General features: G+C 47.6%; 20 protein-coding genes. 19 read left to right on the plus strand and 1 reads right to left on the minus strand.

Annotation, left to right across the window (positions count from 1 at the left end; all coding sequences use genetic code 11):
- From tmk to rsmI, 6 genes are all read left to right on the plus strand, one after another.
- Nucleotides 1-678: a dTMP kinase gene (tmk, locus tag IC804_RS09955; RefSeq protein WP_008881672.1), complete on the plus strand. Its 678-nt coding sequence runs from the start codon at nt 1-3 to the stop codon at nt 676-678.
- 31 nt (nt 679-709) lie between these two features.
- On the plus strand, nt 710-1,702 hold the full coding sequence (gene holB / locus IC804_RS09960) for a DNA polymerase III subunit delta' (protein ID WP_008881673.1): 993 nt from the start codon (nt 710-712) through the stop codon (nt 1,700-1,702).
- 14 nt (nt 1,703-1,716) lie between these two features.
- Complete coding sequence (locus IC804_RS09965; RefSeq protein WP_008881674.1) at nt 1,717-2,544, plus strand: PSP1 domain-containing protein; 828 nt, start codon at nt 1,717-1,719, stop codon at nt 2,542-2,544.
- Nucleotides 2,545-2,605: 61 nt separating this feature from the next.
- Nucleotides 2,606-2,923: a DNA replication initiation control protein YabA gene (yabA, locus tag IC804_RS09970; protein ID WP_049756685.1), complete on the plus strand. Its 318-nt coding sequence runs from the start codon at nt 2,606-2,608 to the stop codon at nt 2,921-2,923.
- Nucleotides 2,924-2,983: 60 nt separating this feature from the next.
- Entirely contained in the window at nt 2,984-3,733 is a 750-nt protein-coding gene (locus IC804_RS09975; protein ID WP_008881676.1) for a tRNA1(Val) (adenine(37)-N6)-methyltransferase, read from the plus strand.
- 16 nt (nt 3,734-3,749) lie between these two features.
- A complete protein-coding gene (gene rsmI / locus IC804_RS09980; protein ID WP_011886600.1) occupies nt 3,750-4,655 on the plus strand; it encodes a 16S rRNA (cytidine(1402)-2'-O)-methyltransferase in 906 nt (301 codons plus the stop codon).
- 21 nt (nt 4,656-4,676) lie between these two features.
- On the opposite strand, the gene IC804_RS09985 is transcribed toward rsmI, so the two are convergent.
- A complete protein-coding gene (locus IC804_RS09985; protein ID WP_008881678.1) occupies nt 4,677-4,970 on the minus strand; it encodes a transition state genes transcriptional regulator AbrB in 294 nt (97 codons plus the stop codon).
- Between the two features lie 393 nt (nt 4,971-5,363).
- Here IC804_RS09985 and metG point away from each other — a divergent pair, with 393 nt between their 5' ends.
- From metG to spoVG, 13 genes are all read left to right on the plus strand, one after another.
- Nucleotides 5,364-7,316 (plus strand): methionine--tRNA ligase, encoded by a 1,953-nt coding sequence (metG, locus tag IC804_RS09990; RefSeq protein WP_008881679.1) that lies wholly within the window; start codon nt 5,364-5,366, stop codon nt 7,314-7,316.
- Nucleotides 7,317-7,457: 141 nt separating this feature from the next.
- Entirely contained in the window at nt 7,458-8,228 is a 771-nt protein-coding gene (locus IC804_RS09995; RefSeq protein ID WP_008881680.1) for a TatD family hydrolase, read from the plus strand.
- A 201-nt stretch (nt 8,229-8,429) separates the two neighbouring features.
- Nucleotides 8,430-9,662 (plus strand): G5 and 3D domain-containing protein, encoded by a 1,233-nt coding sequence (locus tag IC804_RS10000; RefSeq protein ID WP_008881681.1) that lies wholly within the window; start codon nt 8,430-8,432, stop codon nt 9,660-9,662.
- 263 nt (nt 9,663-9,925) lie between these two features.
- Complete coding sequence (gene rnmV / locus IC804_RS10005; protein WP_041264782.1) at nt 9,926-10,489, plus strand: ribonuclease M5; 564 nt, start codon at nt 9,926-9,928, stop codon at nt 10,487-10,489.
- Nucleotides 10,482-11,363: a 16S rRNA (adenine(1518)-N(6)/adenine(1519)-N(6))-dimethyltransferase RsmA gene (rsmA, locus tag IC804_RS10010; protein ID WP_011886604.1), complete on the plus strand. Its 882-nt coding sequence runs from the start codon at nt 10,482-10,484 to the stop codon at nt 11,361-11,363. The genes rnmV and rsmA overlap by 8 nt, the downstream gene beginning before the upstream one ends.
- 93 nt (nt 11,364-11,456) lie before the next feature.
- The gene (yabG, locus tag IC804_RS10015) at nt 11,457-12,356 is read left to right on the plus strand and encodes a sporulation peptidase YabG (protein ID WP_081157340.1); all 900 of its coding nucleotides are present in this window, start codon (nt 11,457-11,459) and stop codon (nt 12,354-12,356) included.
- Between the two features lie 183 nt (nt 12,357-12,539).
- Entirely contained in the window at nt 12,540-12,797 is a 258-nt protein-coding gene (gene veg, locus IC804_RS10020) for a biofilm formation stimulator Veg (RefSeq protein WP_008881684.1), read from the plus strand.
- Nucleotides 12,798-13,148: 351 nt separating this feature from the next.
- Nucleotides 13,149-13,328, plus strand: coding sequence for a small, acid-soluble spore protein, alpha/beta type (locus IC804_RS10025; RefSeq protein WP_011886605.1), 180 nt, complete (start codon nt 13,149-13,151; stop codon nt 13,326-13,328).
- Nucleotides 13,329-13,450: 122 nt separating this feature from the next.
- A complete protein-coding gene (locus IC804_RS10030) occupies nt 13,451-13,600 on the plus strand; it encodes a hypothetical protein (protein WP_008881685.1) in 150 nt (49 codons plus the stop codon).
- Nucleotides 13,566-14,438, plus strand: a complete 873-nt coding sequence (gene ispE, locus IC804_RS10035) for a 4-(cytidine 5'-diphospho)-2-C-methyl-D-erythritol kinase (protein ID WP_008881686.1) — start codon at nt 13,566-13,568, stop codon at nt 14,436-14,438. Before IC804_RS10030 ends, ispE begins: the two co-directional genes overlap by 35 nt.
- Before the next feature lie 54 nt (nt 14,439-14,492).
- Nucleotides 14,493-15,314: a pur operon repressor gene (purR, locus tag IC804_RS10040; protein ID WP_029761812.1), complete on the plus strand. Its 822-nt coding sequence runs from the start codon at nt 14,493-14,495 to the stop codon at nt 15,312-15,314.
- 52 nt (nt 15,315-15,366) lie between these two features.
- The gene (locus IC804_RS10045) at nt 15,367-15,741 is read left to right on the plus strand and encodes a RidA family protein (RefSeq protein ID WP_008881688.1); all 375 of its coding nucleotides are present in this window, start codon (nt 15,367-15,369) and stop codon (nt 15,739-15,741) included.
- Between the two features lie 124 nt (nt 15,742-15,865).
- Nucleotides 15,866-16,156, plus strand: coding sequence for a septation regulator SpoVG (spoVG, locus tag IC804_RS10050; protein WP_003247437.1), 291 nt, complete (start codon nt 15,866-15,868; stop codon nt 16,154-16,156).
- The last annotated feature ends 9 nt before the right edge of the window (nt 16,157-16,165 follow it).

The raw sequence follows: 16,165 nt of genomic DNA on the forward strand, positions 1-16,165 counted from the left end.
ATGAACGGGTATTTTTTTTCGTTTGAAGGGCCGGAAGGGGCCGGAAAAACAACGATGATTGGCAAGCTTGAGTCATTTTTGCGCGAGCGAGGCTTTGACGTAATGGTAACGAGGGAGCCTGGTGGAGTGCGCATCGCCGAGGCGATTCGCGCACTCATTTTAAATCGCGAGTATACGGAAATGGATGGACGAACGGAAGCACTTTTGTATGCAGCGGCGAGGCGACAGCATTTGCTTGAGAAAATTGTTCCGGCGCTTGAGGCTGGTCGCGTTGTGCTGTGTGACCGATTTGTTGACAGCTCACTCGCCTACCAAGGATTTGCTCGCGGGCTTGGTGTTGAAGAGGTATGGAAAATTAACGAGTTTGCCATTGACGGATATATGCCGTCGTTGACGGTTTATTTTGATATTGATCCGCAAATCGGGCTCGAACGGATTCGGCAAAACCGGGAACGGGAAGTGAACCGGCTTGATCTTGAAACATTGTCTTTCCATGATAAGGTAAGGGAAGGATATCGGAAGTTGGCGAAGCGGTTTGCTGAACGGATCGTTGTTATTGATGCAAGCCGACCACTCGATGATGTGTTTTCCGAGACGGTGGCGACGGTGCTCTCCCGCCTTGAAGGATCAAAGCGTCATTTCCATGAATCCAATCGTGATGATTCATGCTGGACATGATAGAATAGAAAATAAGAAATGAGAAAGAGTGATGGCGATGCAATGGGAACAGCTAGCAAAACGCCAGCCAGTAGTGGCGAAAATGCTGCAAAGCGGCCTTGAAAAAGGGCGGATTTCCCATGCGTACTTGTTTGAGGGACAGCGGGGGACGGGAAAAAAGGCAGCCAGTTTGTTGTTGGCAAAAAGCTTATTTTGTCTATCCCCGTCAGGAATTGCCCCGTGCTTGGAATGCCGCAACTGCCGACGCATTGAATCCGGTAACCATCCGGACGTTCGGGTAATCAGCCCGGATGGCGGATCGATTAAGAAAGAACAAATCGAATGGTTGCAACAGGAGTTCACGAAAACGGCAGTGGAGTCCGACAAAAAAATGTATATTGTCGAACACGCCGATCAAATGACGACAAGCGCTGCTAACAGCCTTCTAAAATTTTTAGAGGAACCGCATCCGGGAACGGTGGCGGTGTTGTTGACCGAGCAATACCATCGATTGTTAGAAACGGTCATTTCCCGCTGTCAAGTACTTTCCTTCCGGCCGCTGCCGCCGGCAGAACTCGCCGATCAGCTCGTTAAAGAGCGTGTGCCGCTGACGTTGGCGTTGCTCGCCGCTCACTTAACAAATAGCTACGACGAGGCGTTGGCGCTCAGCCAAGATCGTTGGTTTGCCGAGGCACGAACATTAGTGCTACAATTATATGAGATGCTTGGCAAGCCAGAGTTGCAGCTTCTGTTTTTTATCCACGACCGTTTACTTTCGCATTTTCCGGAAAAGCATCAGCTCAACCTCGGGCTTGATTTGCTTTTATATATATACCGCGATTTGTTGCACATTCAAGCTGGACGGAAGGATAGCGCATTATACCGGGATGAGCTTGACCGCCTGCAGCGTTGGGCGCTTTCTTGCCCACAGCGACGGGTTTTAGATGGCATGGAGGCGATTTTACAGGCAAAAGCACGTTTAAATATGACGAATATGAGCACGGCGCTGCTGATGGAGCAGTTGGCTCTTCAATTAAAGCGGTAAAGGAGGGAGAACCGTTGTATACTGTAGTCGGCGTCCGCTTTAAAAAGGCGGGAAAAATTTATTATTTTGACCCAGGCGATTTTGTCATTCCTGCCGGTGAGTTTGTCATTGTCGAGACGGCGCGTGGCATTGAATACGGAAAAGTAGTCATCGCCAATAAACAAGTTGATGAAAACGATATCGTGCTGCCGCTCAAAAAAGTAATCCGAGTGGCGAACGAAAAAGATAAATGGGTCGTTGAAGAAAATAAAAAAGCGGCGCGCGAGGCGTATGACATTTGCTTGCGTAAGGTGGAAGAGCACGGACTCGAGATGAAGCTCGTTGATGTAGAATATACGTTTGACCGCAATAAAGTGATCTTTTACTTTACCGCCGACGGGCGTGTCGATTTCCGTGAGCTCGTCAAGGACTTGGCATCGATTTTCCGCACACGTATCGAGCTGCGGCAAATCGGGGTGCGCGATGAAGCGAAAATGCTCGGCGGTATCGGCCCGTGCGGTCGGATGCTTTGCTGCTCGACGTTTCTTGGCGATTTTGAACCAGTGTCGATCAAAATGGCGAAAGATCAGAATTTATCGCTGAATCCGACGAAAATTTCCGGGTTGTGTGGACGGTTGATGTGCTGCTTGAAATATGAGAGTGAAGAGTATGAAACGGCGAAAGAGCAGCTCCCCGATTTAGGAGAGTATGTTGAGACACCTTATGGCTTTGGTAAAGTCGTCGGTTTGAACATTTTAGAGCGGGTGTTGCAAATCGAATTGCCAGAGCACGGCCGGGTCGTTGAATATACGCTTGATGAGTTGATGAAGGACGGAACGTTATCGATTCGTGTCGCAGATTAATTTGGGGTGGGGCCATGTGGAAAAGGTAGATAAAAAAGAAGTATTTCAATCAGTGGCAAACATGGAAGAGCATCTGAGCCATTTTTACCGCGAGCTTGTGCAGCTGAAACAGCGTGTATCCGAGCTGCTAGAGGAAAACCACCAGCTGCAAATCGAAAACGCTCATCTGCGCCGGCGGCTTGAGCAGCTGGCGGAAGCGTGGGAAGAAGAAAAACGAAAAGAGACGAAGCATGGCAAAAAGCCGGTCGACATCGGCGAAGGATATGACAATTTAGCTCGCCTTTATCAAGAAGGGTTTCATATTTGCCACGTCCACTACGGAAGTGTACGCACGGAAGGCGATTGTTTGTTTTGCTTATCGTTTTTAAACAAAAAATAAAGATAGTGCAACCCTTTCCGCTTCGGAAAGGTTATTTTTTTCAATGGAGGATCGTGTGTGATGGTGGAATTGTACGGGGATGAACGACTTGATTATTTGTTCAATGAGGAGCTCCGCATCATTCAGAGCCCATCTGTGTTTTCCTTTTCCCTTGATGCGGTGCTGCTCGCCCATTTTGCCTATTTGCCCATTCAAAAAGGGCAAATCGTCGATTTATGCACGGGCAATGGGGTGATCCCATTGTTGCTGAGCCAACGGACAAAAGGAACGATTATCGGTATTGAAATTCAGGAACGACTTTGCGACATGGCGAGGCGAAGCATACAATATAACGGACTAGAAGAACAAATTGAGATTATACACGGCGATATTAAAGAGGCGCCGCAGCAAATCGGTTACAGCCGATACGATGTCGTTACGTGCAATCCTCCGTATTTTCCAACTGCCGGCCAGGATGAGCTGAGCAAAAATGAGCACTTGGCCATCGCCCGCCACGAAATTTATTGTACATTAGAAGATGCTGTTCGCGTCAGCAGCCAATTGTTGAAGCAAGGAGGAAAGGCGGCGTTCGTTCACCGGCCGGGGCGGCTGCTTGATATTGTAATGCTTATGCGCCAATACCGGCTTGAGCCGAAACGGCTCCGTTTTGTCTATCCAAAAGCAGGAAAAGAGGCAAATATGATTTTAATTGAAGGAATGAAAGATGCCAGTCCAGATTTAAAAGTGTTGCCTCCGCTTGTCGTTTATGATGAGAACAACGAATATACAGAAGAAATGAAGCGCATCTTATATGGGATTATTTCACCGTAAAAGGGGCGGAACACGAATGCTTTGGCAACAAAAAAGCTTTGTCGAACAAATGGGGCAAGGAACGCTGTATATCGTGCCAACGCCGATTGGCAACTTGGAAGATATGACGTTCCGTGCGGTACGAACATTGCGGGAAGCAGATGTGATCGCCGCGGAAGACACAAGGCAGACGAAAAAACTGTTGTCTCATTTCGACATTCATACGCCGCTTGTTAGTTATCATGAACATAATAAATATGCCAGCGGTCGGCAGCTTGTCGAATGGCTGAAGGAAGGGAAAAACGTAGCGTTAGTGAGTGACGCGGGTATGCCGGGCATTTCCGACCCCGGATATGAACTTATTGTCGCCGCGTTGGCGGAACGGTGCCGCGTCGTTCCCCTCCCTGGGGCGAACGCAGCGTTAACGGCGCTTGTCGCCTCTGGGCTACCGACCGGCCGCTTTTTGTTCGTCGGTTTTTTGGAACGAGCGAAAAAAGAGAAGCGGGAACAGTTGTTGTCGTTAAAAACAGCAGCAGAGACGTTGGTTTTTTATGAGGCTCCTCACCGCTTAAAAGAAACGTTGGCGGCTATGTACGATGTGTTCGGCGAGCGGCGTGTTGCTCTTTGTCGAGAATTGACCAAACGGTTTGAGGAATTCATCCGCGGCGATTTAAGCGAGGCCATCGCTTGGGCGGAGACAACTGACATTCGCGGTGAGTTTTGTATTGTTGTTGAAGGGGCACAGAACGGAAGTGAACCTGAGCGGGAGGAAGAAACGTGGTGGCAGTCGCTTTCACTGGTTGAACATGTCGATTATTATGTTAGTGAACATGGTCTTTCCGTAAAGGAAGCAGTGAAACAGGCAGCTGGTGATCGAAAAATGTCGAAACGCGACGTCTATCAACAGTACCATCGGCAGAAAGAGAAAAAAGAGTTTCTCTGAGAAACCAGAGAAACTCTTTTTTTATTCGCTGTCCGTTGAGTCTTGTAAGTGCTGACGGATCTCCTGAAGCAAAATTTCTGCTCCTTCGCGGCTTAAAATGATTTTACCGCCGGCTAATTTAAAGTTGTCGTCCGAAACTTCGCCTGTGACAACGCAGGTCATGTTCGGTTTATATTTTTTCAAAATGATGCGGTCGTCGTCGACATAAATCTCTAATGCATCTTTTTCATTAATATCTAACGTACGGCGCAACTCAATCGGGATGACGACGCGGCCCAGCTCATCGACTTTACGTACAATCCCTGTCGATTTCATCGTCTTTTCTCCTCTCCGAAATAATTTTTGCGTTTATTCGTCAATATTCGACAAATTTCCTACACCCTAATCATATCAGTGTTTCCATTAAGCGTCAATCCTTTAATATGTAAAATTTTAAAAAAATGTATGTTGTTATTTCAAAAAAAAACTTGCCAATGGATAAAAGGAAAAATGAATGATTTGGGTCGTTGAAAATCTATCCTTGTATAATAAATTCGCGACTCATTTCAAAAATAAGGTCGTATTTTTGGCCATTTGGGTATATTTTTTCCACTGAGGAGAAATAGATGTTTTTGTGGAATGAAAAAATTATGTAAAATAGAAGTAACACCGCTCCCGTCGCCAGATCGGGGGTTTTTGTGCTTAACAGTACGAGGGAGGGCCTAACTGATGGAGAAAAAGACGTTTTATTTGACGACGCCGATTTATTATCCGAGCGACAAATTGCACATCGGCCATGCTTATACAACAGTGGCGGGGGATACGCTAGCGCGCTATAAACGGATGCGCGGTTACGATGTTATGTATTTGACGGGAACCGATGAGCACGGGCAAAAAATTCAACGCAAGGCGGAGGAAAAAGGAGTAACGCCGCAGCAATATGTCGATGAGATCGTCGCTGGCATTCAGGAGCTATGGAAAAAGCTCGACATTTCTTATGACGATTTCATCCGTACAACGCAGGAGCGGCATAAAAAAGTAGTCGAAAAGATTTTCGCGCGTCTTGTCGAACAAGGGGATATTTATTTAGGTGAATATGAAGGATGGTATTGCACGCCATGCGAATCGTTTTACACTGAGCGGCAGCTTGTCGACGGCAACTGCCCGGACTGTGGTCGTCCGGTTGAAAAAGTGAAAGAGCAGTCGTACTTTTTCCGAATGAGCAAATACGTCGACCGTTTGCTTCAATATTATGAGGAAAATCCAGATTTCATCCAGCCGGAATCGCGGAAAAACGAAATGATTAACAATTTTATTAAGCCGGGGCTTGAAGATTTAGCTGTGTCGCGGACGACGTTTGACTGGGGCATTAAAGTGCCGGGCGATCCGAAACATGTCATTTACGTCTGGATTGACGCGCTTGCCAACTATATTACAGCGCTCGGTTACGGCACGGACAATGATGAAAAGTTCCGCAAATATTGGCCGGCCGATGTCCATTTAGTCGGCAAGGAAATCATCCGCTTTCATACGATTTATTGGCCGATTATGCTCATGGCGCTTGACTTGCCGCTGCCGAAAAAAGTATTCGGTCATGGCTGGCTGCTCATGAAAGACGGGAAAATGTCGAAATCGAAAGGCAATGTCGTTGACCCGGTGACGTTGATCGATCGATACGGACTCGATGCGCTTCGTTATTATTTACTCAGGGAAGTGCCGTTCGGTTCTGACGGCGTATTCACGCCGGAAGGATTTATTGAGCGCATCAACTACGATTTAGCCAATGACCTAGGCAATTTATTGAATCGTACAGTAGCGATGATTAAGAAATATTTTGATGGGGTGATTCCGCCGTACCGCGGTCCGAAAACGCCGTTTGACGAAGAGCTGGTACAAACGGCGCGTGAGGTGGTCCGTCAGTATGAGGAAGCGATGGAACGGATGGAGTTTTCCGTTGCCCTTGCTTCGGTTTGGCAACTGATTGGCCGGACGAACAAATACATTGATGAGACGCAGCCATGGGTATTGGCCAAAGATGAAAGCAAACGGGAAGAGCTTGCTTCTGTCATGACCCACCTAGCCGAGTCGCTCCGCCATACGGCAGTGCTGTTGCAGCCGTTTTTGACACGCACGCCAGAGCGCATTTTTGCCCAGCTCGGCATTGCCGACCGTTCATTAAAAGAGTGGGATAGCTTGTACGAGTTCGGGCTCATTCCGGAAGGAACAAACGTGCAAAAAGGAGAACCACTGTTCCCGCGCCTTGATATTGAAGCGGAAGTCGAGTACATTAAGGCGCATATGCAAGGCGGCAAGCCGGCGGTGGAACCCGTTAAAGAGGAGAAGCAAGCGGCTGAGACGGCTGAAATCTCAATTGATGAGTTTGCCAAAGTTGACTTGCGCGTTGCTGAAGTCGTGCATGCTGAACGGATGAAAAACGCCAATAAGCTGTTGAAGCTCCAACTTGATCTTGGCGGCGAGAAACGGCAAGTCATCTCTGGTATCGCTGAATTTTACAAACCAGAGGAACTCATCGGCAAAAAGGTCATTTGCGTCGCCAATTTAAAACCGGCCAAACTGCGCGGTGAGTGGTCGGAAGGAATGATTTTGGCCGGCGGTAACGGCGGAGAGTTTTCACTGGCGACCGTCGATCAACATGTGCCAAACGGAACAAAAATTAAATAACATAATCGCTTAATCGGCGAGGGGGTGTCGACCTTGACACCTCCTTGTCGTTATTTTGTAATGTAAATGTTAATGAACTGTGATATACGTAATCAATTTCTATGCTACACTTATCAACAAGGTGGAAAAGAGGGTAGTTGTATGCTTTTTGATACGCACGCGCATTTGAATGCGGTCCAATATGAAGAAGATTTAGAACAAGTCATTGAGCGCGCCCGTGCTGAAGGGGTTTCGTATATTGTTGTTGTCGGATTTGACCGCCTGACGATTGACCGGGCGATTGAGCTGGCTGAGCGGTATCCATTTATTTACGCAGCGGTTGGCTGGCATCCGGTCGATGCGATTGACATGACCGATGACGACCTACAGATGATTGAGCAGCTCGCCTCCCATCCGAAAGTGGTGGCACTTGGCGAGATGGGGCTTGATTACCATTGGGATAAATCACCAAAAGATGTCCAACAAGATGTATTTCGCCGGCAAATTGCCCTAGCAAAAAAAGTAAAGCTTCCAATCATCATTCATAATCGTGAGGCAACGGCGGATATTTTAAAAATTTTACAAGAAGAAAACGCCGCCGAAGTAGGCGGCATTATGCATTGTTTTAGTGGTAGTGTCGAAGTAGCGAGACAATGTATCGAAATGAATTTTCTCATTTCCCTTGGTGGTCCGGTCACGTTTAAAAATGCGAAAAAGCCGAAGGAAGTGGCAAAGGAAATTCCGCTCAGCCATTTATTGATTGAGACTGATTGTCCGTATCTAACGCCTCACCCTTTCCGCGGAAAACGAAACGAGCCGAGCTATGTCAAATATGTTGCCGAGGCGATCGCGGAGATTAAAAACGTTTCTTTTGACGAAGTGGCGAAAACAACGATGGAAAATGCCAAAAGATTGTTCGCCATCGACCGCTAAAATTAGGCATCAAATGATGGGGAGGCTTGTCGAAAGAACAGAGGAGACGAAAAAGTTCTACAAATTTAGCCAATATGGGCCAATCAGATGTCGACAAGTCTTCCTTCCTTTTTCACTGAATTTTCTGCATAAAAGAGTGTGCTCGTGAGTACACGTTAGAGGGAGAGGGGAATCTCGGAGGAAAAGGAGGCGTTTCATTTCATGGCACCAAACGGTAGGAAATGGTTAGACTTATGGAGGAAAAACGTGACCGCTACGGCGAGTGGATTTCTTGCTATCTCCGCGACAACAGGGGTCGCTGGGTATGAGATGGCGAAAGACGATGTGACGTTAACCGCCAATGGGAAAAAACAAGAAATTCGTACTCATGCGGAGAATGTAAAGGAGTTGCTTGAAGAGCAAGGCATTCGGCCGCGCAAGGAAGATTACGTATATCCGTCTTTAAATACACCGATTACTGATGATCTGCATATCATTTGGGAAGCAAGCAAAGAAGTGACATTGACGGTAAATGGGAAAGCGAAAAAAGTGTGGACGACAGCTGACACAGTTGAGGAACTGCTCCGTTCGCAACACGTGGCGGTCGGGCCGTACGATAAAGTGACGCCAACACTTTCGGCGAAAATCAAAAAAGGCATGGACATTGGTGTTGAAAAAGCATTTCCTGTCCGCGTCAATGTTGGTGGTAAACAGCAACAGGCATGGACAACTTCGACTACGGTCGCTGACTTTTTGAAGCAGCAAGGAATTGAGCTGGGCGAACTCGATCGAATTGAGCCTTCCTTGCAAGAAAAGGTCAAAGAACAAATGACGATTCACATCACTCGGGTAAAAAAAGTCACCGATGTAGTGGAAGAGCCTGTTGACTTTGCTGTGATGACGAAACAGGATAGTTCGCTACCAAAAGGAGAGCGACGCGTGATTGAGCCTGGAGAAAAAGGAAAAATTGAAAAAACGTATGAAGTAACGTTTGAAAACGGCAAAGAAGTGGCGCGGAAATTGATTGCGACAAAAACGGTGAAAGAAAGTAAAGCGCGCATTGTCGCCATCGGCACAAAAACGGTGGAACCACCTAAACCATCCGCCATTGGCACAAAAACTAAGAGATCCGACCAGCCATCTTCGCGCGGATCTAATCAAGCTGCGAAGACATTTTATGTTACTGCCACTGCCTATACGGCCTATTGCAAAGGCTGTTCAGGCGTAACGAGAACAGGCGTTAACTTGCGTCAAAATCCTTCCACTAAAGTCATTGCTGTCGACCCATCCATCATCCCCCTTGGGTCGAAGGTATATGTGGAAGGATACGGATATGCCATTGCCGCTGACACCGGCTCAGGCATTAAAGGATACGAAATTGATGTATTTTTCCCGGAAGAGTCAGATGCGATGCGTTGGGGAAGAAAGCGCGTCAAAATACGGGTATTGCCATAGAAATGCACTCGAAGAACAGAGCGGAGGGTTTTTTCCCTCTGCTTTTTTTCGTTATAATGACATTGTGCCGAGACAATGCGCACTTCACCACTTCTGTCTAATTAGACGTTATAATCGGAAAAAAGTTTCAACAGAATTGAAAAAAATAAAAGGGAAATGGAGCAATAGCGGTGAAGGTTCATCGTACTATTTATTTTACCGGAAAGGAGGCATTGCAGAAATAGGAAAAAACTCTTATTCCGCCATATTTCTGCAATGATGTGATGAAAATTAAGGAAGTCATTGTCGTGGAAGGAAAAGATGATACAGCGGCGATCCGACGTGCCGTTGATGCCGATACAATCGAAACCAATGGAGCCGCAGTAGGGATGGATGTCATTGAACGAATTAAGCTGGCAAAAGAACGGCGCGGCGTGATTATTTTTACCGATCCAGATTTCCCTGGTGAAAAGATTCGCAGGACGATTGCCGAGCAGGTGCCGGGATGCAAACATGCATTTTTGTCGCGCGAAGCGGCAAAAGCGAAAAACGGCAAAGGCGTTGGGGTCGAGCATGCCTCTCCCGATGAAATTCGCCAAGCGCTCGCCAACGTATATGAAGAGGTGGCGGATTGGCAAGAAGAAATTACATTTGCCGAGTTGATCGAGGCCGGATTAGTCGGTGGAGAGATGGCGCGTCGTCGACGGTTGCGCCTTGGGGAGGAGCTGAAAATCGGCTATGCCAACGGCCGACAGTTTCATAAGCGGCTAAAAGTGTTCCGTATTTCTCGAGATGCCTTTTATGCGGCGTTGGCACAAGTGATGCAGGAGGAGGCAGGCGATGCATAAAGATATTGCGACACCGGGGCGGACGAAAGAAATTTTGGCACGGTACGGCTTTTCGTTTAAAAAGAGCCTCGGACAAAACTTTTTAATCGATACGAATATTTTACGAAAAATTGTTGACGCTGCTGGCATTTCCGGCGACACCGGAGCGATTGAAATCGGGCCTGGCATTGGGGCGCTGACCGAACAGTTGGCGCGGCGGGCCAAAAAAGTGGTCGCCTTTGAAATCGACAGCCGGTTGCTGCCGATTTTGGCTGATACGTTATCAGCTTATGATAATGTGCGCATTATCCATCAAGATGTGTTAAAAGCCGATTTGCATGCGGTGATTGCCGAAGAGTTTGCTGAGGTGAGTGATCGGATGGTCGTGGCGAATTTGCCGTATTACGTGACGACGCCAATCATCATGAAACTGCTCACCGAGAGGCTGCCGATCCGCGGTATGGTCGTTATGATGCAAAAAGAAGTAGCTGACCGCCTTGCAGCCAAGCCGGGAACGAAAGATTACGGCTCGCTGACGATCGCTGTGCAATATTATACAGAGGCGGAAGTCGTCATGACGGTGCCGCGCACTGTATTTATGCCACAGCCGAACGTCGACTCCGCTGTCATCCGATTGACGAAACGATCCCATCCTCCTGTGGCTGTGGAGGACGAAGAGGTGTTTTTTCAAGTGGTGCGGGCAAGCTTTGCTCAGCGTCGCAAAACGCTGTTGAATAACTTGCTGAACAATTTGCCGGATGGAAAGGAGAAAAAAGAACAAATTGAACGGGCGCTCGATGCTGTAGGCATTGATCCGCGCCGTCGTGGGGAAACGCTCGATATGGCTGAATTCGCTTCGTTAAGCAACGCGCTGATGCCGCTTTTCCGCGTCTAGACCGCCGTTAAAGGAAAGTGAGACGTCTATCACCTATTGTCCGCGTATGCATATCGTATGGATGACAACGATTATACAATGGAGTGAGTGGTGATGGACGTCAAAATCGGCGATATTGTCGCCCGCAAGTCTTACCAATGTGACTTATTGTTCCGTGTCATTGACATTAAAGAAAGAGACGGAGAGCGAGAGGCGATTTTACATGGAGAAGATGTGCGGCTTGTCGCAGACGCTCCGTGCAGTGATTTAGTCATCATCGATGAGCAGGAGCGGCAAGAACGGAAAAAGCGGGAAATCGAGCTGATCGAACAGGTATACCGGTTGTTTCGACAGGACTACCAGACGATTAAGCAAAAAGTGGAGTATCGAGCGACCGGCGGATATCGAGTAGAGAAAGATTTTTTTCAAATTCCGGGACGCGTCCTTCATTTGGACGGCGACCCGGTATATTTGCGCAAATGCTTGGATTTATATGAACGGATTGGGGTGCCAGTGCACGGCGTTTACTGTGAGGAAAGTGAGATGCCAGAGAAAGTTGGCTCTTTGATCGAACAGTTTCGACCGGATATTTTAGTCATTACCGGCCACGATTCGTATTCAAAATCGAAAGGAAAAGTACACGATTTAAAAGCATACCGCCACTCGCGCCATTTCGTTCAAACGGTGAAAGAAGCGCGCAAAAAAGTGCCGCATCTAGACCAGCTCATCGTTTTCGCCGGTGCTTGCCAATCACATTTCGAGTCGTTGATCCGTGCTGGAGCCAATTTTGCTAGTTCACCTGCGCGGGTTAACATTCATGCTCTTGATCCGGTCTATATTGTTTCGCGCCTCAGCTTCACTCCATTCACGGAAACGGTCGATGTGTGGGATGTGCTTCGCAACACGTTGACCGGAGAAAAGGGATTGGGTGGGGTGGAAACGAAAGGAGTGCTTCGCACCGGAATGCCGTTTCGCCTTATTGAGGAGGAACGAGGGGGGAACCGCCGCAATTAATGGGCGGTTTTTTTAATGCCTTTCACCGCATTTTTTTACAAAAAAGTGCCATGAAGTACATAAAAAGAAGGATATTGTAGAAAAATAATTATTGACAGAAACAAAAACACGCTGATATAATCATTATTTTTTGACTTTCAATTCCGTTTTTGTTATAATCGTAAGCAGTGAGGTGGATGACGAATGCCAAAAACTTTATCCGATATTAAAAAGACATTGGACTCTAATATCGGGAGACGTTTAACGTTACGAGCCAACGGCGGACGCAGAAAAATGATTGAGCGTTGCGGCATTTTGGCGGAGACTTACCCATCGGTATTTGTCATTGAGCTGGATCAAAAGGAAAACTCATTTGAACGTGTATCGTTTAGTTATGCTGACGTGTTGACAGAAACCGTAAAGCTGACGTTTTGGGATGATGAGCAAGCAGGGGGGCAGTAGACATCAATTGTTTGCTGCTTTTTGTTTTGTTATTAAAGAAAGACGGGGGTTGCTTGCTTATCAGAAAGGTGCGCTAAAAGGTTTGCGAGGAGACGCAGATTAAGCGGTGCTTAGTTTTGCATGGAGTATAATCCATGGATTGTCATTGTAGCAAGATTGAAGTATTACCTGCTGATAACGGCGAAGCGAAACAATAATAGGCAGACATAAAGCCGCCTTCGTTATTTCATACTAAAACTGCCGCAGCCGCCTTTCATCCTTAGCAAGTGAAGCTGGTCGGTTTCTTGCGCTGGCGGGTTGCAAAACGTTTCGTGCCATGACGCCAATGAACATCGAAAGGGGTTGCTGACATTGGGTCGACGCCGCGGAGTTATGTCGCAGCGCTTGAAAGAAGAGCTAGCAAAAGAGCTAGGCTTTTACGATGTCGTGCAGCGTGAAGGATGGGGAGCTATCCGAGCGAAAGATGCAGGAAACATGGTAAGGTTGGCGATTGAACGGGCAGAACGGCAACTGGCCGGGAAAACGGAATAGCGGAGTTGGCGCGTTGCGGCGAGGGTGTCCCAAGCAGGGGACGCCCTTTTTACATATATCGTTTGGCGACGGCATCGAGACATGGTAATATGGTAAAATGGATTGACAGGAGAAAGCCGGATATGGCACGTGTAAAAATCATCAAAACAGAAAAGCGAATGAATATGTCGAATCATTTGTCCGCCGGCATATCGAGACAGTTTGTTTATGAATGTGCGTGGAAGTGGGTGAAGAATCGTGAGGTTGTCGGTAAAAGCGCCAGCAAAAATTAACTTGTCGCTCGATGTTCTTTATAAGCGTCCCGACGGCTACCATGAAGTGAAAATGGTGATGACAACGATCGATTTGGCTGATCGTATTGAGCTGATTCCTTTGCCCGGGGAGGATGCGATTCGCGTTGTGTCGCAAAATCGTTTCGTGCCGGACGATTCCCGCAATTTGGCGTACCAAGCGGCGCAACTTCTTAAAGAGACGTTTTCGATTCGCGAAGGGGTGGCGATTTCGATTACGAAGCATATTCCGGTGGCTGCTGGCTTAGCAGGAGGAAGCAGCGATGCGGCAGCGACGCTGCGCGGGCTCAATAAGCTTTGGAAACTCGGGTTAAGCGTCCATGAACTCGCTGAGCTTGGCGCGCAAATCGGCTCAGATGTCGCTTTTTGCGTTTATGGCGGAACGGCCGTGGCGACTGGACGCGGAGAGATCATCACCCCGATCTCATCGCCGCCACCGTGTTGGGTCGTGTTGGCCAAGCCCCCGATTGGCGTATCGACGGCAGAAGTGTACCGAAACTTGCAGCTTGAGCATGTTAACCATCCGGATGTCGATGCGATGGTGGGGGCGATCGAGCAGCAAGATTATGCAGCGATTTGTCGGTCAGTTGGCAATGTCCTTGAGGAAGTGACACTAAAAAAATATCCGGAAGTCGCACATATTAAAGAGCAAATGAGGCGGTTTGGCGCCGACGCGGTATTGATGAGTGGCAGCGGACCGACAGTGTTTGGGCTAATTGAGCACGATTCAAGAATGCAGCGCGTATACAACGGACTGCGTGGCTTTTGCGATCAAGTGTTTGCTGTAAGGTTGTTAGGGGAGCGACACTCCCTTGATTAAACACGTACATTTTTGGTAAGATAAATTTAAATATTCGGTTTTAGGAGGTCGGCTATGAAGCTAAGGCGAAGCGGCCGTTTAGTCGATATGACACACTATCTTCTTGAACGGCCACATCATCTCATTCCGCTTACTTTTTTTGCCGAGCGGTATGAATCGGCCAAATCGTCAATCAGCGAAGATTTAACGATTATTAAGCAGACGTTTGAACAGCAAGGGATTGGAACAGTTCGGACGTTGCCCGGCGCAGCCGGCGGCGTGCAATACATTCCGAAAATGACCGCCGAGGAAGCCGAGGAAGTTGTCTCCTATTTGTGTGAACAGTTGTCGCGGCCAGACCGGCTTCTTCCTGGCGGATATTTGTATATGACGGACATTCTTGGCGACCCCCGTATTATGAATAAAATTGGTCGTCTTTATGCGTCCATTTTCGCTGACCGTCCAGTGGATGTCGTGATGACGATCGCTACGAATGGGATTCCACTTGCGTATGCTATCGCCAATTTTTTGCACGTGCCGGTTGTGATCGTCCGTCACGACAATAAAGTGACGGAAGGACCGATGGTAAGCATCAATTATGTATCGGGTTCGTCTAGGCGCATCCAAACGATGGTCCTGTCCAAGCGCAGTTTGGCCGAAGGATCAAACGTGCTGATCGTCGACGATTTCATGAAAGCAGGTGGCACGGTCAACGGAATGGTCAGTTTGCTGCAAGAATTTAACGGCAATGTCTCTGGCATCGGTGTGCTCGTCGAGTCTGAAGAGGCAAAAGAGCGGTTAGTTGACGAATACATTTCACTTGTAAAGCTATCAGCTGTTGACATAAAAGAAAAACGAATCGCGGTCAAGGAAGGAAATTACAAAGCGTTTGTTTAGGTAGCGTGTTGCTTGTTATAATGAGGAAAATTGAGGAAGGAGGATTTTACTAATGAGAAAAGTGGAAACAAAAAATGCGCCACAAGCCATTGGTCCTTATTCACAAGGAATTATTGTCAATAACATGTTTTACAGCTCAGGGCAAATTCCGCTCACTCCGGAAGGGGAATTGGTAAAAGGTGACATTCAAGCGCAGACGCATCAAGTGTTCCAGAATTTAAAAGCGGTATTGGAAGCAGCTGGCGCTTCGCTCGAAACGGTCGTAAAAACAACGGTATTTATAAAAAATATGGATGATTTTGCGGCCATGAATGAAGTATACAGCCAATACTTCCCAAACCATAAACCGGCGCGCTCATGCGTGGAAGTGGCTCGATTGCCGAAAGATGTCCTTGTCGAAATTGAAGTCGTTGCTCTTGTACCGTAACAGTCAATCTCCTCCTTTTCCCTACCTGAAGTTTATAAAAAATTTTTTGAAAAAAGAAGGAAATGACTCGAGGACGTGGAATTAATTACATCGAGTCTCATATAGGGAAAAGGTGGTGAGCATAATGGAAGTGACAGACGTAAGATTACGCCGCGTCAATACCGAAGGACGGATGAAAGCGATCGCCTCCATTACGTTGGACAACGAATTTGTCGTCCATGACATCCGTGTCATTGACGGGAATAACGGACTGTTTGTTGCGATGCCGAGCAAGCGCACACCAGACGGGGAGTTCCGCGATATCGCCCATCCGATCAATTCCGCTACGCGCGGAAAAATCCAAGAGGCGATCTTAGCTGAATACCACCGCCTCGGGAAGTTGGAAGAAGAACTTGAAGAAGCTGGCGCTTCGTAAACATATTGA

The organism is Geobacillus sp. 47C-IIb, assembly GCF_014679705.1.
Taxonomy (GTDB): domain Bacteria; phylum Bacillota; class Bacilli; order Bacillales; family Anoxybacillaceae; genus Geobacillus; species Geobacillus thermodenitrificans.